The sequence below is a fragment of the Cytobacillus oceanisediminis genome (assembly GCF_007830235.1).
Lineage (GTDB): Bacteria > Bacillota > Bacilli > Bacillales > Cytobacillaceae > Cytobacillus > Cytobacillus oceanisediminis.
Window position 1 is genome coordinate 46627 of record NZ_VLKI01000024.1, and the last position, 17676, is coordinate 64302.

Genomic DNA, 17676 nt, shown 5'->3' on the forward strand with positions numbered 1-17676 from the left:
GGGGGACAGGTTCCTCGTCCCTCTCCTTTCAATCAGGATCCATTTCAAATGAAATAACCCTAACTCCTTGGCAGGAATTAGGGTTATTGTTTTCATTCAAGCGGGATTGGGACAGCGTACCTGTCCCCTTGTCCCTTTACTTCACCACATACTGTGAAGCGATATATCCTTTAACCACCTTGCCGTTTTTGCTCACTTCCACAGGATACCAGACAAATTGGTTTCTGGAATCCTTGTTGGCATCGTATACCGGAGCACTGATAATTCTTAAAGAATCAGTGGATGTAACCGGAATTAAAGTTCCTTGCGTACTAGGAATGGATCGAAGTCCAGATCCCTTGTACGTTACTGTTTCACCTACTTCAAAAAGCTGCTTTGTAGTAGTTAACTGGCTCTCATCCATTACATAGGATTTCTTATGAAATTGAATAGGTTCACTTGAATCGCGATCATATTGGAAGTCCTCAGTCTTCATTGGAATGGATCGGATATTGGCAGCCACTGCTCCAAAGTCTTTTAATTGCTTATACACTTTTTCCTGGTAAGCATTGTAGTTCACCTCACCAGTCTCCTGGTAAAACGGGCTATTGGCAGGAACCGTTCCATTATAGGCCATGATCGCAAAATACCAGCTTTCAAGGTCGGCCGGATCATGGTCGTTTATTTTTGGAAGATCCCCTCGCTTAAAATTGTTAACCAGGAATTCAATTCCTGCTTTTATATTGTAATGAAGATCATACTTCAATTTGTCTACATCATATCCGGCTGTGTTCGTAATTTGCATTAAACCGATGCCGCCGTCATCACTGATTACCGGCTCGCCATTCTCATCAAAATGCTTCCATCCGCCATTCTCGACGGATGCTACTGCTTTTACAATCTCTGGAGGAATCGGAAATGCCGACTCTTCAGCTGCTTTTGTGATAAGACAGTTCATGGTCTGCAAATCAGGATTCTTACGGCTTGTAGCATCATAGCCGCAAGTGTCTACAGGCAATCTGAACTCATCACTCTCAGCTCTCGCTAAAAGTCCGGAAAACTGCTCTCTTGTTAAATCCAGATCCGGCTTAAACGTTCCATCCGGATAGCCCGTGGTTACACCAAAATCAATAATCTTGCGAATGGCGGAGAACGCACTCATATTAATAGACACATCACTAAAAGGAACTACTTCCTCTTCCGTTCGGGCATAGGCCCTTGCGATAAAAATCGCCATCTCCCCACGGGTTACATAGTTATCCGGCCTAAACTCACCGTTTGGATAACCAGATATAATTTTATTTTCATAAGCTTGCTGAATATAGCCTGAAGCTTTGCTGTCTTTCGGTACATCGGGAAAAACGGTCTCTCTCTGTGTTTCGTCATATCCCAGCACCCTGCCGAGCATAATGGCAGCGGCCGCACGGGTTACTTTCTCTCCAGGGGCAAACCTGCCATCGGGATATCCAGATATAACATCTTCATTTGACAGATACATTATTTCATCATAGAAACGATTATCTTCCGGTACATCAGGAAAACCGCTTGCAAACACATTTCCTGCACCTGCTATTAAAAGCAAACTGCAGATTGCTAACAGACTAATAACTTTTTTCACTCATTACTCCCTCCCCGCTCTACTAGTCTACTAAAATTTCCAGTTGAATGGTAGTAATTAGATGCAAGAGTAATAAACAGGAATTTTTTCCTTTGAAAGTTTTAGTTTAATTTCCTTTTTAGTGGAAATAAGTCTAGTAAAGATAATAAAAGGAGTGATTACATGAATAAACGATTAGGATTCTCAGTCATTCTCATACTGTTATTGTCTTTGGCTGCGTGTGGTGAAACACAGGTTGAAAATAAAGAAGTAGGTTCAGTTGATTCTACAGAAAATAGTAATGAAGCGGAAGAAACCGGAGAAGAAACTCCTGAAACTGATAAAAAGGAGTTTAATCAGCAAATTGTTGATAATGAAAATATCAAAGCTACGTTAGTAAGTGTAGAAAAGATTGTTAATAAAGAATGGGACGAAGAAAGAATCGAAGTAACCTTCGAAGTTGAAAATAAAAGACAGGATACCATAGACGTACAAGCAAGAGAAGTATCAGCTGATGGAAAAATGATTGATGAATCCATGTTATCAATGAGCCAGGAAATATCCGGCGGTAAAAAGGCCGATGCTGTTCTGACAATCCAAAACTATGAGGGAGACCTTCCTGCAATGGAAGAAAATCTTGAAATGATTTTGCACGTTTTCTCATGGGACGACATGGAATGGTCTGAAGATCATAAGGTCAAAATTGATTTTAAGTAACGCAAAAAAGCCCATTTCTCTGAGAGATGGGCTTTTTTTTATTCTGGGACAGAGGGACAGGTTCCTCGTCCCTTTCTTTCCGAGACAAGCGGGACGCAGGCGGGACACAGGGGCAGTTTCCCCATCCCAACACCTGCTTTCTATATAATAAAAAAAGCCCTAGCTTGGGCTCTATATGTTTACTTTCCATATAATTCTTTATAAGCTAAAACCTTCAGTGCCAAAACTTCTTCCTCAGATAATTTCCCTTGTATGTTTTCCATAATTTCTTCCTTTGAAGCATTTCCCTCTTGAACTTGGACTCTAATATCATTAAGTTCTGAAATCCCCACTTTTTTAATCAAAACCCTGGTTGCCTCTTCTTTTGTTGTAAATGGCAATTTACTAGTGTCTGCTGTTTCAGCTTCTTCAATAAATGCTCTTAATTCAGGATCATTTTCAATTGTGGTTTTAATTTGTTCAATTTCTCCACTGTTTTGCAATTCTGTTGATACATCATTCATTATTTTCTCTGAGGCCATATTTGTTCCAAAATAAAAAGCAGCATATCCTAATCCAGCCAATAAAACTAAAGTAAAAACCAGAAATTTAATAATTTTCATCTTCTCACTCCCATTTCATTGTAATAATTTATTTTATCATACAACAATTGAAGGGACAGAGGGACCTGTCCCCTTTGCCCCTTTTGATGCCACAGTATGATTGGGATTGAATACCTAATATATAAAGGGATGAAAGCTGGCTCAGTTTCTCTTTAAAGATGCAAATCTATGAAAACAAAAAGGCCCGCTTGCCAAGGAAGCGGGCCTTTTATCACTCATTCACTATTTCTCGGACTAAAATATCAGGGCGCAAATAGGTTTTTCCGTCCTTTTGAACTTCAATATATACCCACTCGCCAGTGTGTGTTAATACTTCATTATCCTCGTCTCCAACAAGAATCGTATCCTCCGATTTAATTCCGCGAATGGCAGGATTCCAGGCAAATGCCTGATGTAGATTCACAACTCCAGGACCCTCCGGTACTGCCAGAAATTCGCGAGATTCATAGCCTGTAGGACCGCCCTGGTGAAGGAAGCGCCAATCCTTACCATAGCCTGCTGCACGATATTGTTCAAAACCACTTTCGAGTACATCTTTAATAAGTGTTCCTGGCCTTGTTGCCCGATTCATGGCAATATCAATATTCACTAACCTATGCTTGTTATCTTCAAGCACCTTAGGAAGGGGACCAAAATGGACAAATCGGGTTACATTGGCTACCAACCCCCACTTCTCGGCACAAATGACAATCATCGCATAGCTTTGCAGCTTCTTCTCTGTCGGTATTGGATGTCGGTAGTTAAATACCCTTTCATCAGTAGATACAAGAATTACCTGTGGGTTAATTCCTTCTTTTATTACCTTCGAAGCCAAATGTGCCTGAATTTCAAATTCCGTCCAGCCAGGCTGGATTTCCCTTGCAGTAGTCTCTACAGCTTTGGCGGCTTTTTGCGCAAGCCATCGATAGCGTTCTTTTTCTTCTTCAGTTAGAGTATAACGTAGGGTTGAAAGCTCACTTGCACACTGTTCAAAAGGTTTAAAATGCACATCACTCGCAATCAATTTCCCCTCGCAAAGGGATTTGACCGCTGCATCCTGGTTTTCATACCATTCAGTTGTAATAAACTCATAACCTAAACCTTCAATCTCTTCATCATGTATCCTGGCTAATTCCATTTTCGAAGTGATGCAATATTTTTTATCAGCAAAAATTACCAGGTCTGCAACACCATTTTCAGTTGTATTCACAATATGATTGTCTTTTCCGCCAGTAATCCAGGCAAAGTTAGAGCGTTTGCGAAAAAAAACACCGTCATACTTGCTTTCCTCTATAAATTTTAATACTTTTTCCAGCGGGGTACAGACAAACTCCTTCACATCAATTCTCCTCCTTCTGCTCCTTATAGCCTGCTGGATTGGTGCTATGCCATTTCCAGGCTGACTCAATAATTGTTGCAAGGTCATTGTATTGAGGCTTCCAGCCAAGAGCAGTTTGTGCCTTTTCAGATGATGCAATTAATACAGCAGGATCACCTGCACGCCTTGGGCTAACGACTTCAGGGATCGGTTCTCCTGTAACTTTTCGGGCAGTTTGAATAACCTCTTTCACGGAAAACCCGGTTCCATGCCCTAAATTAAATACATCACTAGTTTCTTTTTTGCGCAAATACTCCAAGGCAAGCCAATGGGCATTAGCCAAGTCCATTACATGAATATAATCACGAATACATGTGCCATCCTTCGTTGGGTAGTCATCGCCAAAAATTCCAATATAACCTCTTTGACCAAGTGCCACCTGAAGAATAATAGGAATCAAGTGACTTTCCGGATTGTGGTCTTCTCCAATTCCTCCGTCAGGATGAGCACCTGCGGCGTTAAAGTACCGCAGAGAAATGGATTTTAGTCCGTAAGCAGAATCACACCAGCGGAACATTTTTTCCATAGCAAGCTTTGTTTCTCCATAAGGACTTGTCGGATTTGTTTCATCATGTTCTTGAATAGGAATATTTCTGGGTTCTCCGTAAGTTGCTGCTGTTGAACTAAAGACAATCTTTTTCACACCATGATCAAGCATGGTATTAACAAGAGTATGGGAAGCAATCAAATTATTTTCATAGTACTCAAGCGGCTTAAATACGCTTTCCCCAACGAGTGAACTGGCAGCAAAGTGAATAACTGCCTCAATATTATGAGTGGAAAAGACCTCGCCTAAAAACTCTCTATCACGCAAATCTCCCTTATAAAAAGTTCCCCCGATGATGGCTTTTTCATGGCCAGTAGCCAAATTATCAATAATAACAATCTCTTCTCCCTGATTCAAAAGCTCCGCTACAGTATGGCTCCCGATATATCCTGCTCCTCCGGTAACTAAAACGGCCATCACTCTTCCTCCCTGCACTTTAATTTTCTAGTAGTGGTATTTCTTTGGCTCCATCGCCGATATCACATACATAAAAAGTTGGCTCCAAACCGGTCCTGGCCTGGTAATTTTCTGCAACAGATTCTTGAAATTCCTTCATTGCTTCCTCTTTTACAAGGCTCACGTTACAGCCTCCAAATCCTGCCCCTGTCATTCTGGTCCCAATACAACCTCCGATTTTAGACGCTTCCTCAAAAAGGGCATCGAGCTCTTCACCGGTCACTTCGTAAAGATCCCTCAATGACAAATGGGACTCCTTCATTAACCTTCCAAAAGTAGAAAGATCGTTATCCTCCAAAGCTTTCATAGCTCTCAGAACACGCTCATTCTCGGTTACTACATGTTCAACTCTTCTAACAATCACTGGATCTTTCATAACATGCCTGGTAAGTTCCCACTCCTGCAGCGTGACATCGCCAAGCGAGCGAATATGCGGAAGTTCTGCCTGTAATAATCTAAGACCTTCTTCACATTCCCAGCGGCGCTCATTGTATTTTGAATCTGTCAACCCGCGGCGCTTATTCGTATTGGTTATCACAATTTTATACCCCTCAATATTTACAGGTACATAATGATATTCGAGTGTGTCACATTTTAAGGCAATCGCATGATCCTTTTTTCCCATGCCTACAGCAAACTGATCCATAATACCGCAATTAACTCCCACAAATCGGTTCTCTGCATGCTGTCCCATCTTAACCAATTCCATCATTTCAATATTTAACCCGGCAAGTTTGCTTAATGCCAATCCTGTGACCAATTCAATAGAAGCAGAAGACGATAAGCCAGCTCCGTTTGGAATATTGCCATAAAAAATAATATCCGCTCCTTTAAAATGTTCGGGGCCGGAAAACTGAATCAGTTCTTGAAGCATACCTTTTGGATAGTTAACCCATTCATCTTCTTCCCTGTAAGTAATCTCAGCAGTCATTATATCTACCCCACTGCTAAAATTTGCTGACCGGAAGCGGTAGATGCCATCTTCTCTTGGAACGGCTGCTGCCCAGGTTCCATAAGTTAAAGCTGCCGGAAACACGTATCCACCGTTATAATCCGTGTGTTCCCCTATTAAATTTACTCTTCCCGGTGCAAAAAAAAGCCGAATCCCTTTACGATATCCAAAGGCCTCTTGAAACAGAATGGCTAATTCCGAAGGGTTCATTTTCATTCCTACTTTCTATTTTGCTATTAAATTTCTAGCTTAATTAGTTAATTTACTAATGTTAGAGTTTAAAAGGAATTAGAGCTAACCGCTAATTCCTTTTAAGTGATTATTATTTTCTAATGCATCTAAGAATCGCTTGAAGGCTATCAATCCCTCATCTGTCTGCTTATATACTCCTGCATGTTCAAGTACTGTCTGGAATTTCTGGCCAATCTCGCACTTTATCATTTCCATTACATTATCTTCAGTAGGCTGACTGTATTTTCTCCTTATGTCACAATACCATTCCCAATGCTTTAACATGTCCTGCCCCCACATTGATTTTTCAATTGGATTCAGGAGGTACATTGCCAGATTGTTAAGTTCATCGGAAAGCCTTCCAGGTAAGACCGCTAGCCCCATAACTTCAATCAGTCCAATATTTTCTTTTTTAATATGATGAAGTTCTTGGTGAGGGTGAAAAATTCCATCCGGAAATTCCTCAGAAGTCCGGTTATTCCTAAGAACGACATCCATCTCAAATAACTTTCCCCTTTTGCGTGCTATCGGAGTAACTGTATTGTGGGGGGTTCTACCAGTATGTGCATGAATTTCTGCAGGTGGATCACTGTAATTCTGCCATGTCTGAAAAATAATATTGCTTACCTCAGCCACTTCTTCTTTGCTGCCCTGCACTCTTAAAACCGACATTGGCCAGTTGACCCTGCCGATCGTTACTGTTGGAAAATTCCTCAGCCGAATTATTTCAGCTGTTTCTGCTCTTTCAAGAGCAAAGGTATATTGCCCGCTTTGAAAGTGGTCATGTGATAAAATGGATCCCCCTACAATCGGCAAATCGGCATTTGATCCGATAAAATAATGCGGAAACGCTTCGATAAAATCCAGCAGCCTTCTAAATGTGTCCTCAGATATTTTCATAGGCACGTGTTCTTTCCTAAAAACAATGCTATGCTCATTATAATAAACATATGGTGAATATTGGAAAAACCAATCTTCTCCATTTAATTTAACCGGTATTATTCGGTGTGTCCCTCTTGCCGGATGGCGGAGAGTTCCCCTGTATCCTTCATTCTCCCTGCACAGCAGGCAAGCAGGATAGGACGAGGGCGGGACATTTTTCATCATGGCAATTTCTTTTGGATCCTTTTCAGGTTTTGACAGGTTGATGGTAATGTCAATCTCCCCATAAGGTGTCTCTGCTCTCCATTGCTTATTTTTTTGAATCCTATCTGTACGAATGTAATTAGAAGCTGTTGATAAATGATAATAATAATCCGTTGCTTCTTTCGGACCTTGTTCATATTTATTGTAAAACTCACGAATTACCTCTGAAGGGCGAGGAATGAGGCAATTCATTATTTCAGTCTCAAGAATATCGCGCTCGGTTATGGTATTTGTCTCAATTAAACCATTTTTATAGGCCCAATCTAAAATTGAATTCAGAGTTCTTGATAAGGATGCTATTTGCACAGAAGGTGTACGATCCTCCCATTCGTCGAGTTTTAAAACAGCCATAATCCGATTTCTTACATATACTTTATCCTCTTTTTCAAATAGCTTTTCTTTTAATCCATATTCTAAGAGGTTTTCTAATTCTTGATAAATGGTTGCCAAGTTCTCCACCCCATTCATAGTCGAGTCAAAAAAGGGCCCGCCCTTCCCTTGCAGAAAGGCAGGCACTGTTATTTATACTGTCGTCTGTTCTTCCATCTTAAAAACTTCCTTGGTATCCAATATCACCAGGGTGTCAACTACCTGCGTGGCAATCGGGTGTTTTCCATAGTTCTCCTTTAGTTTCCAGGTGGTCAACGTAATCGTTCCTTTTCCGTATTTCTGGACCATGATCGAACCTCCAACCTGGCCAACCCATCCCTGGAAATAGCCTGAAAGTATTTTGGAGGACTGAGCCAATCCCGGACTTCCAAACATATTTATGGACCGACGGCTACCCGGCTTTTTATAATCACTGAAAGGCACGACATAGTCCGGAATGAGCAGGTCCGCTTCCCAGCCCATTTCCGGGTTTAAAGGAACACCAGGGAAATATCCAGGATTTATAAAATTAAAGGAGGAAGCCCGCGGCCAGCTTTCCCCGGCAGGAAGCTCCCTGAAAGTAAAGTGTCCTTTCTCCTCAATCCTGTCTCCTTCTTCAGCAAGAAAAATCACTTCCCCGCCTTTGTGGACAAAATCGAGAACCTCCTGATCAAGCTGATCTGTGAGGACTGGAACTCCTTGACTGAGGTTACTGATCATTTCATAACCATTTAAAACCAGCTCCAGCTGCAGTCTTCCCGATGATTCGCGGACGGAAATTTCTCCTTTTTTCTTTACAACTCTCGGAGTAATCGTCATTTCTTCCTGATTTACCGCTAAAATTTGATCACCGGCCTTCAGAACCAGCTTGAGCTCATGAAAGCCAGCAGCTTCCACTTCCGGAACCTCGAATGAAATCGCGTCTTCAAGCCTGATGATCGATTCGCCGCCTGAGCGGACCGGCACCGCCCCGCTAGTTTCCAGACCGGAGATGGACCAATGGACGGAAGCTTCAAATGCTTTCAAATCGTCATTGCTGATCACAAGGCTCAAGGAAACCCTCTCCCCTGCCCAGACATTGCTCGCCATTTTGTCCACCATCACGGTTAAAGCACCATTAAAGTCAATCAGATTTTCGAAGCCCTCTTTTGGATTTCGAAGGTAATCCAGCCAGCCATTTGTCTCCCACTCAATATCGGTAAATTCTGTGACGACATAGCCTGCGATCTCCGGGCGCTTCCTCATTTCTTCAATCACAGATTTCACAGCTCTGAACATTCGCTTCTGCGATGCTAAAGCCAAATCTTCAAAGGTATCAAAGGTTTCATTCAATTGGTATTTGGTGAAATTCTCCATGCCTGTTGTCGGCTTTTTATAGTCCTCCTGGTGAGATTCTTCCCCTTGGTTAATGAACCACCAAGGCTCTTCGCCATAATGTTCCTTCAGCTTGTCAACGCTCGGCAGCCCCCAAACCCCAAACTCGGAGACAATGATCGGCTCTCCATTTGACTGATAGCCACCCACAAAATTTTGATCCGGATTGCCGATCACGAATTCATCCAGGTCTTTTTGCCATGCTTCCAGCTGGTCGGGACAGACAAAGTACCTGTGATGGTCATTAATATCGGTTTTCACATGTGTCCAGCCTGAGTTGTCGCAAATGAGCCTTGTTGGATCGAGTGCCTTTACATAGTCATACATTTCTTCAACATGCTTCTGCTTCACCGGGTCATTGGCCAAATCCCACTCCAGGCCCCATTCCTCGTTGTAAATAGACCAGATCAAAATCGAAGGATGATTGAAGTCCCGGTTGATCATCGCCGTCAATTCACTTTGAAATCTCCTTGTTGCCTGCGGAGTGAATTTCACATAGTTTGGCGGTTCCGCCCAAATCAGCATGCCCATCCTGTCGGCCCAATACAAATACCTCGGGATTTCGACTTTGATATGCTTTCTGAGCAGATTAAAGCCCATTTGTTTGGCCAGCTGTATTTCTTTTTGGATAAATTCATCAGACGGAGCAACATAAACGGTATCCGGATAAAACGCCTGGTCCAATGCCCCCCGGATATACACCGGTTTGCCATTCAACATCACCCGGCCATCCTCAAAAGACACCTTTCTCATCCCGAATGGAAAAATCTGCGAATCTTCTTGAAGGTTCACCTCCAAGTCATACAAGTGCGGGTTGTCCATATCCCAAAGGATTGGGTTGGGGATGGAAAGAATATATTCGCCCTGGTTTTCGGTTATATTCACTGTTTCTGTCACAACCGGCATTTCAGTCGAGAGATGATGGCGGACGGCGAATCGAACCTCTGATCCTCCCGATAAATCCCCATTTATAATGTAGTTCACTTTAATTTCACTAGTATCCGTATTAGGGGTCACTTGGACAGCTTCGATAAAAGCGGCCGGCCTGCTCTCTATGTAAACACTTTGCCAGATGCCGCTGACCCGCGTATACCAGCTTCCTTGCTTGCCAATCGGAATCTCGGCATTATCCTCGGGATCAAAAACCCTCACAGTTACTTTGTTTTCTGCATCCTGGACAAGGTAATCCGTTATTTCAAATTCAAACGGAGTAAATCCGCCTTCATGCTCCCCGACATACTGTCCGTTCAGCCATACTCTTGCATGATAATCGACCGCTCCGAAATGGAGGTAAACCCTGCCTTCTTTTGCCGGGAAAGTGAAGATTTTCTCATACCATGCCGCGCCGTTATAGCTGACAAGGGTGCCTCCATCCCTTTGCCAAATGTGCGGCACATTCACATCTTTTCCTTCCGGAATTCCAGCTGTCTGCCAGTCCCTCCATTCTCCTTCATCCTTCTTGTCGGGCCTAAAATTCCAGACCCCATCCAAACTTAGTGTTTCTCTCATCGCTTTTGCCTCCCGCTTTTATTTAATTCCTGTCATGGTGATTCCTTTGATAATGTGTTTCTGGAACAAGATAAATACGAGCAAAGCTGGCAGACTTGCCAGCATATTGGCCGCCATCGGAATCGTAAGCTCTGCCGCATATCCGCTTTGGAAAAGCGGGATGCCGATCGGAAGAGTCATCATCTTTTCATCGCTGATTGCCAGAAAAGGCCAAAGAAAGTTGTTCCATGAACTGATAAAAGTAAAAATGCCCAGTGCTGCCATTGACGAACGCGATAACGGCAAAAAGATGCTCCACCAAATCCTGAGTTTACTCGCACCATCCATTTCGGCCGCTTCTACAAGTTCTTTTGGAATGCCGTCATAGAATTGTTTCAGGATTAAAACCCCCAGGGGAGCGGCAATGCTTGGAAAGATGATCGAGCTATAGCTGTTCACAAGGCCTGAATCGACCATCATCAGGAACAATGGAATAATCGTGGCCTCCGTCGGTACCATAAGGCCTGCGATAATGATCCAAAAAACCAGCTTGCTTCCCTTGAACGGGATTCTCGAAAGTGCGAACGCCGCCATTGAAGTCAGGAGCAATGTTAATGCCGTAGTCACGACGGCTATATAGACACTGTTCCATGTCCACCTCCAAATCGATGCATTCTCCGATACATATTGGTAGTTGTCCATTGTAAAAGGAGGTTTTATCAATTCGGTCAGTACGGTTACCGGGCTGCCATCCGGCTTTATTGCGGTGATCACCATCCATAACATCGGTATCAGCCAAATCAATACAAATGAGTAACTAAAGATATAAAGAAGGATCCTTCCGAGCGTAACTCTTGGTCTAACTGCATTCATTTTTTCTTCCCTCCTGCCCTAGTCTTTCTTGGCCATAAATTTAAATTGGATGATGGCAAACAGGACCATAACCAAAAAGAGTACATACGACATGGCCGATGCCAGACCCATTTCATTCGTACGGAAGCCTGTTTCATAGATGTACTGCACAAGCGTCCTCGTCGAGGTTCCAGGGCCACCATTTGTCATCAGGTAAGACTGTCCAAATAATTTAAAAGATGCAATCGACTGGAGGACGACCACCAGCAAAATGACGCCTTTTAATGAAGGCAGTGTAATATAGCGGAAACAGTGCCAGCTGTTGGCTCCATCAATGCGGGCAGCCTCATAAAGATCATCCGGAATTTCCTGCAAGCCTGCCAGAAACAGGACCATGTTGAACCCTACCGTCCACCAGATCGTTGCCAAAAGAATCGACAGCCAGGCAAGATTGGCACTGTCCAGCCAGAAAATCTCCTGCGTAACGCCCAGTGTTTTAAGAACGGAATTCATCAGGCCTGTATACGGCTGGAGGACGAATACCCAAATGCTGCTGATCACCGAGATTGATAGAATATGAGGAAGGAAAAATGCCGATCTTAGAAACCCGGTGCCTTTTAGTCTTGAATTTACGATTAATGCCAGCAGAATCCCGGCAATCACCAAAGCCGGGGTTGAGATGACGACAAAGTAGACGGTATTCCCCAAGGCTTCCCAGAAAAAGCCATCCTTAAAGATTGCTTGATAATTTCCAAGGCCCACATAGGTCCTTTCGTTGCCGATCGTCCACTGATATAAGCTGATGATGAATCCCTTGATAATGGGATACAACATGAACCACGAATAGAATAATAGATAAGGCGCTAGGAACAGCCATGCAAACAGGTTGAGTGACAATACCTTTTTGTTGGCAATCAGACTTGTCATTTTACCCGCCCTTTTATCGATTATGTGTCCCTTCCCATCTTTTTTTACAGGTACTGTAGGTTCCACCATGTTAACCTCCTTCTATCAAACATGCTGCAGATAGCGTTATAAGAAAGGAAGCCCCATAAAGGGGCCGCCCTTAAAGCATCATCTACTTGGCAAGCAAATCATTTACTTCTTTTTCCGCCTTGTTCATTACTTCGTCAACCGATGCTTGTCCATTCATAACAAGATCAAAGTTTGCTCTCAGGATGTCACCAATCGGGAATAGCTTTTCAGAGTTCGGCATGAAATTCACATCATCGACAACCTGGACGTAGTCACTGCGATACTCCAGCTCTTTGAACTCAGGAGACTCAATGACTTCAGGTTTACTTGGAACATGGCCGGCTTTTGCCCACATGGCTCCATTTTCAGCAAGCCAGTTGGCAAATGTTGCTGCCGCTTCCTGCCTCTTTGGATCTTCTTCTTTCTGGACCGGAAGCACTAGGGTATGTGAGTCGCCCCAGGTAGCTTTTTGGTCATAAAGCTGCGGAATGGTTGTGGCACCAAAATCGAGCCCTTCATTTTTTTCAAATGTTCCGGTAGACCATACTCCGTTAAAATTAACGGCGGCTTTTCCCGCGGCAAAAATTTCCCCGCCGTTTTTCACGTTTTTCGGCCAAAGCTTGTCCTCATGGACCAGGTCGGAGATAAACTGCAATGCTTCTTTGCCTTCCTTGTTGTTAAAAGCTGCTTTCTTGCCATCCTCGCTTAATAGCTTTCCGTCCATCTGGCTGTACAGGGACCACCACATCCAGAAAGGAACGTTACCGTTTGAAGTTCCGACAAAAGGCATCACATCTGCCGGCGCTTTTTGTTGAACCTGCTTTAGAAACTTAACGAATCCTTCGGCGCCCGGCTCGATTGCAGGTTTGCCATCGCTGTTCAAAAGACCGGCATCGCCAAGAATTTTTTTATTGTAGAACATGATCATTGCATGAGTATCAAGCGGAAATGCCATGTGCTTTCCTTCAAACATCGTGGCATTCAGGATATTCTGGTTAAAGGAATCCCACTTGATCCCGGCGTTTTCAGCAACCGGATCAAGCTCGGCAATCATATTGGAAGGAACCAGCTCTCCCAGTTTTGACGTGTGGGCCACCGCTACATCTGGTGCTTGCTTGGAAGCAATTGCAGTGCGAAGTTTTGTATAATACTCCTCCCACTTCAGGTTTAGCATTTCAACTTGAATATCAGGGTTGGTTTTATTGAATTCTGCTACCATTGCTTTCATAAAGTCGCCGTCACCGCCGCTGAATGGAACCCAATACTTCAACTCAATCTTTTTGTTACCGCTTTCATTTCCATCATTGGAGGATGCTGATTCTTCTGAGCTGCAGCCTGTAAAAACTGTTAATACGAAAAGCATCATGACCATTACTAACTTAATCCTTTTCAACCCAATTTCCCCCTTAAAATATTAGTGATATTTCTGAATATTATTATAACATGTTTATCGGAACCATTACAGTACTTTATGTAATAAAAAATAAAAAAATAATATAGTATTTTTTCAGATTTACATGTTACACGGGCTGGATTTAGGACGATTTTCAAGCGTTAAGCTAAGGGTTTACGGTGTTTATAAAAAAAGCTATCGATTTTGCCGATAGCATTTATCACCCATAGCTGAATTTATATTTTACTCTTTCCGGGAATAGTGGAGTTTCATGATAATCCCTTGTTCATAATTTCCAAACCGATGGCCGAACAAATTCATCCCTCCGGCATTTACCGCATTTTTTTTCACACCAAACTTAATCGAAATATAGGGCTTCGCATGAATGGATAAATCCTCGAGGGTAACGTCCGACTGCTTCACCCCATCAATAAAGGAGCCGTGCCGATTGACTGTCCAGGTTTTTAACAGGCCATATTGAGTATTTTCTGTCAGCCACCATTTTGGCGTGAGAAACCCTCGCTCTCCCCCAAAATCACTCGGGCTTGTCCATGTTCCAATTTCAATCCCGTTTACCCAAACGGTAATATCCGATGGCCAGTCCAGCTTGTGATAAGGAGCCTCGGAGCACAGTTCCGCCATGATTTCCAAACGCTCCTCTTTACCTCCATAAGGAATCCTGTTAGGAAACCTGTATTCAATATAGCCGCTACGGAACCAAATCAGCTGGGCCTCTTTTCTTTCTGGCTCATAAAAAGACCTTGGCTCGTCCATCATCCCTAAAAAGGCAGAGTCACTCACCAGCCCGCAAGTTGGCCCAATCTCACAATCGGCAAACTCTCCAATCGGCATATCGATGGTAATAATATTCTCATCAACCTGCTCTTCCTTCCTAAGGTTGATCACAATCCGATCATATTTCTTGGAGCTTACCTTCTGCATGCCACGCCCAGGAACGAGCTCTGTTGAAATTAAGCCTGCATCCTCGAGTTTCTTGATATTCGCCGCAGCAGTAGAAAAAGGTAATTCCATCATCTCCGAAAGGTCATTTACATTCATCGGTCCTTGTGTCAGAATATCCAATATCCTCATCCTATGCTCATTCGACAGCGCCTTACATATCTCAATTGCCTCTCCTAATGTTAATTGCAGCGTCCTCATCATTTTCTCCTTCTTCCATCATTTGAGAATATATTACCATAAAGAAAGAAAAGAAGCATGGGGACTGTTCTCGTTGCTTCCCTTTAAATGAAAAAAGAAGCAGGAGAACCAACCCCACTGATCAAGTGCATTTAATCGCAATTTAAGGCTTTGCCTCCCAACTAATTCTCCCTCACGAAATCAATTTTTTTCTGATTCAAATGGATACCTAGCTTACTTTCCGAAAAACCATTCCGTTACCTTTATGTAAATGGAATGGTTTTTCCTAGATATTTCACAAACTCAGTTAATTTCTCATAAATATAGATCATGATAATTGGGTAGCTACTCTAAAGGTGGGCCTGCCTGTCACTACACTTTTACGCTTTTGAAGTAAAACTCACATTAATGCATTTATAGTAATAAAATACATAATTTTATTACTTTAAGTCTTTTCATTTTAGGATAAATAGTCTTTTAAAAAGCGTCTTTAATTTAGATAAATTCTTAATTATCACCATTTTTACCCTTAGCGTGGGAAATCATTAATAACAATAGGAGGTCAACAATGCCACAACAAAAAGACTGGAGATTCTGTGGTAAGTGCCATGAACTATTTTTTGACGGCTACCCTGACAAGGGAATATGCCAAGCTGGTGGTGGTCACCAAGCCATTGGATATAACTTCATCCTTCCACATGATGTCCCGGGTACCCCAACCGCTCAGACTGATTGGAGGTACTGCGGCAAGTGCCACGCAATGTTTTATGACGGTTATCCTGACAAGGGAAAGTGCCCAGCTGGCGGCGGTCACCAAGCCATTGGATATAACTTCGTCCTTCCGCATGATGTCCCGGGTACCCCAACCGCTCAGACTGATTGGAGGTACTGCGGCAAGTGCCACGCAATGTTTTATGACGGTTATCCTGACAAGGGAAAGTGCCCAGCTGGCGGCGGTCACCAAGCCATTGGATATAACTTCGTCCTTCCACATGATCCAGCCCCACCAGTTGCAATTCAACCGTTTCCGGGGGACATTATTGTAACGACACCAATAGAAAGGAAATATCAAGAGCTTCTAAAAAAAGGGTTCAAAGGAACTCCCGTTTCAGCTGAACATACTGTCACAGACGGAGTTGGCCGTGCCAGAGCTTATAATAATGGTATGGGATTTTGGTCTATTTGGTGGCATCCTGAGACAGGAGCTCATGAGGTTCATGGGGCTATTCATGAGAAGTGGTTCAGCCTTGGATATCATCTTTTTGGCTACCCAATCACTGATGAATTAACGACTCCTGATGGACGTGGACGGTACAACCATTTTCGAGATGTAAATTCACCTAATAAGCCTGAAAAATCCATCTACTGGACACCCCAAACGGGTGCACACGCGGTACAGGGAAAAATACGGGACAAGTGGGCAGAAATAGGGTGGGAAAAAAGCCCTATTGGTTATCCCATTAGCGATGAAAAAAGTTATTCTGGCCCTGGAGGAAAATATCAAATATTCGAAAATGGTGAAATATATTTGGATTACTATGGTGCCCAGGTAAAGATTGGACCGCCAGCTACTGGATCAGTTTCTACACCTTCAGGTCCAACTCCTTCTCCAACTCCTCCACCAACAGCGGGCTATAGCAGCGTAAGTATTTATAATTGCCATACCGATAGGAGATCGATAATAATTTGGGTTAATGATGGTTCAGGTTTGCAGCCAGTGACAACTCTAAATCATCAATATAATGATTATGGCACTTGTCCTGCAGGAGAGCCTCATGTGTTGGAACTGAAAAATGGTGTATGGAACCATGTTGTTTGTGTTGATGTGGGAGCCATAGGATGCGGAATAAATGATCCGACTCAAGCTGCATGCCGTAGATACGAATTTTCACTGCTAGGAAACTCTGGCGGCCCACAGTTTCCAACTCCTGTAATAGTCAACTAATAACTACCGAAGGGACGAGGGACGGGTTTTTTCGTCCCTTTTTTCAATTAATTTACATTAAGACTGATTATCCCATTCCTTCTTTCACAAGCTGATAGAGACTCAATAGTTCTAATTGCTGTTGTTTTGACAAAATATACTCTCCTACTTTGGGGATATATCATATATATTTGACATAAAGAAAAATATTCTTGTAGAGAACTCTCTATAGGCTTACTTTAGCACTTCACTGTCCCGGGGGTCAGCGTATAATGGCAAATAAGTCAAGGGTCCAATTAAGATAAAAAAGACCGACCTTAAGCAGAACTCTCATTTTCCAATTTTTGAAAAGTTCAACTACCACAGAATTTATAATAGATCTCCTCTAGAACGTGAAAGGATCTTGTTTTTTCATCCTACAGGGATACCGCCTAGCAAGTATAAACTACATTTTTCACGTATTATTCGTATTTGAAGGACAAGACCCATAACGCTGACCCGCGAGGTCTTTTTGCCTCAGGCACGATGTTCCTATGTGATCTAACGTCCTAGAGGAGCTCCATTTTTATTTAAGGCA

The 17676-nt window shown here is 42.8% G+C and carries 13 protein-coding genes; 2 read left to right on the forward strand and 11 right to left on the reverse strand.

Annotated elements, in window-relative coordinates:
* Nucleotides 1–136: 136 nt before the first annotated feature.
* The gene (locus IQ19_RS24265; protein WP_144545950.1) at nucleotides 137–1597 is read right to left on the reverse strand and encodes an S-layer homology domain-containing protein; all 1461 of its coding nucleotides are present in this window, start codon (nucleotides 1595–1597) and stop codon (nucleotides 137–139) included.
* 162 nt (nucleotides 1598–1759) lie between these two features.
* On the opposite strand from IQ19_RS24265, the gene IQ19_RS24270 reads away from it, so the two are divergent.
* Entirely contained in the window at nucleotides 1760–2293 is a 534-nt protein-coding gene (locus IQ19_RS24270; protein WP_144545952.1) for a hypothetical protein, read from the forward strand.
* Between the two features lie 179 nt (nucleotides 2294–2472).
* Here the strand turns inward: IQ19_RS24270 and IQ19_RS24275 are convergent, their stop codons facing one another.
* The 10 genes from IQ19_RS24275 to IQ19_RS24320 all read right to left on the reverse strand — a co-directional run bounded on the left by IQ19_RS24275 (nucleotide 2473) and on the right by IQ19_RS24320 (nucleotide 15199).
* Nucleotides 2473–2895, reverse strand: coding sequence for a hypothetical protein (locus IQ19_RS24275; protein WP_144545954.1), 423 nt, complete (start codon nucleotides 2893–2895; stop codon nucleotides 2473–2475).
* 211 nt (nucleotides 2896–3106) lie between these two features.
* The gene (locus tag IQ19_RS24280; protein ID WP_199749547.1) at nucleotides 3107–4213 is read right to left on the reverse strand and encodes a M24 family metallopeptidase; all 1107 of its coding nucleotides are present in this window, start codon (nucleotides 4211–4213) and stop codon (nucleotides 3107–3109) included.
* A 1-nt stretch (nucleotide 4214) separates the two neighbouring features.
* The gene (galE, locus tag IQ19_RS24285; RefSeq protein WP_144545958.1) at nucleotides 4215–5216 is read right to left on the reverse strand and encodes a UDP-glucose 4-epimerase GalE; all 1002 of its coding nucleotides are present in this window, start codon (nucleotides 5214–5216) and stop codon (nucleotides 4215–4217) included.
* A gap of 19 nt (nucleotides 5217–5235) precedes the next feature.
* Complete coding sequence (locus IQ19_RS24290) at nucleotides 5236–6417, reverse strand: galactokinase (RefSeq protein ID WP_144545960.1); 1182 nt, start codon at nucleotides 6415–6417, stop codon at nucleotides 5236–5238.
* Between the two features lie 84 nt (nucleotides 6418–6501).
* Nucleotides 6502–8034, reverse strand: a complete 1533-nt coding sequence (gene galT / locus IQ19_RS24295; RefSeq protein ID WP_199749548.1) for a UDP-glucose--hexose-1-phosphate uridylyltransferase — start codon at nucleotides 8032–8034, stop codon at nucleotides 6502–6504.
* A 72-nt stretch (nucleotides 8035–8106) separates the two neighbouring features.
* Complete coding sequence (locus tag IQ19_RS24300) at nucleotides 8107–10836, reverse strand: glycoside hydrolase family 2 protein (RefSeq protein WP_144545962.1); 2730 nt, start codon at nucleotides 10834–10836, stop codon at nucleotides 8107–8109.
* Between the two features lie 18 nt (nucleotides 10837–10854).
* The gene (locus IQ19_RS24305; protein WP_144545965.1) at nucleotides 10855–11688 is read right to left on the reverse strand and encodes a carbohydrate ABC transporter permease; all 834 of its coding nucleotides are present in this window, start codon (nucleotides 11686–11688) and stop codon (nucleotides 10855–10857) included.
* Between the two features lie 18 nt (nucleotides 11689–11706).
* Nucleotides 11707–12663, reverse strand: a complete 957-nt coding sequence (locus IQ19_RS24310; RefSeq protein WP_242021116.1) for a carbohydrate ABC transporter permease — start codon at nucleotides 12661–12663, stop codon at nucleotides 11707–11709.
* Nucleotides 12664–12745: 82 nt separating this feature from the next.
* Nucleotides 12746–14035 carry an ABC transporter substrate-binding protein gene (locus IQ19_RS24315; RefSeq protein WP_144545967.1) on the reverse strand — a complete coding sequence of 430 codons (1290 nt, stop codon included), beginning with the start codon at nucleotides 14033–14035 and terminating at the stop codon, nucleotides 12746–12748.
* 243 nt (nucleotides 14036–14278) lie between these two features.
* Nucleotides 14279–15199 (reverse strand): ArsR/SmtB family transcription factor, encoded by a 921-nt coding sequence (locus IQ19_RS24320; RefSeq protein WP_338422704.1) that lies wholly within the window; start codon nucleotides 15197–15199, stop codon nucleotides 14279–14281.
* Nucleotides 15200–15743: 544 nt separating this feature from the next.
* On the opposite strand from IQ19_RS24320, the gene IQ19_RS24325 reads away from it, so the two are divergent.
* Nucleotides 15744–17120 (forward strand): LGFP repeat-containing protein, encoded by a 1377-nt coding sequence (locus IQ19_RS24325; protein ID WP_144545969.1) that lies wholly within the window; start codon nucleotides 15744–15746, stop codon nucleotides 17118–17120.
* The last annotated feature ends 556 nt before the right edge of the window (nucleotides 17121–17676 follow it).

Bases quoted from the DNA above. Each gene is read 5' to 3' on its own strand.
- IQ19_RS24270 (WP_144545952.1), top strand. From the start codon at position 1,760: ATGAATAAACGATTAGGATTCTCAGTCATTCTCATACTGTTATTGTCT.
- IQ19_RS24275 (WP_144545954.1), bottom strand. From the start codon at position 2,895: ATGAAAATTATTAAATTTCTGGTTTTTACTTTAGTTTTATTGGCTGGA.
- galE (WP_144545958.1), bottom strand. From the start codon at position 5,216: ATGGCCGTTTTAGTTACCGGAGGAGCAGGATATATCGGGAGCCATACT.
- IQ19_RS24290 (WP_144545960.1), bottom strand. From the start codon at position 6,417: ATGAACCCTTCGGAATTAGCCATTCTGTTTCAAGAGGCCTTTGGATAT.
- IQ19_RS24300 (WP_144545962.1), bottom strand. From the start codon at position 10,836: ATGAGAGAAACACTAAGTTTGGATGGGGTCTGGAATTTTAGGCCCGAC.
- IQ19_RS24305 (WP_144545965.1), bottom strand. From the start codon at position 11,688: ATGAATGCAGTTAGACCAAGAGTTACGCTCGGAAGGATCCTTCTTTAT.
- IQ19_RS24310 (WP_242021116.1), bottom strand. From the start codon at position 12,663: ATGGTGGAACCTACAGTACCTGTAAAAAAAGATGGGAAGGGACACATA.
- IQ19_RS24320 (WP_338422704.1), bottom strand. From the start codon at position 15,199: ATGATGAGGACGCTGCAATTAACATTAGGAGAGGCAATTGAGATATGT.
- IQ19_RS24325 (WP_144545969.1), top strand. From the start codon at position 15,744: ATGCCACAACAAAAAGACTGGAGATTCTGTGGTAAGTGCCATGAACTA.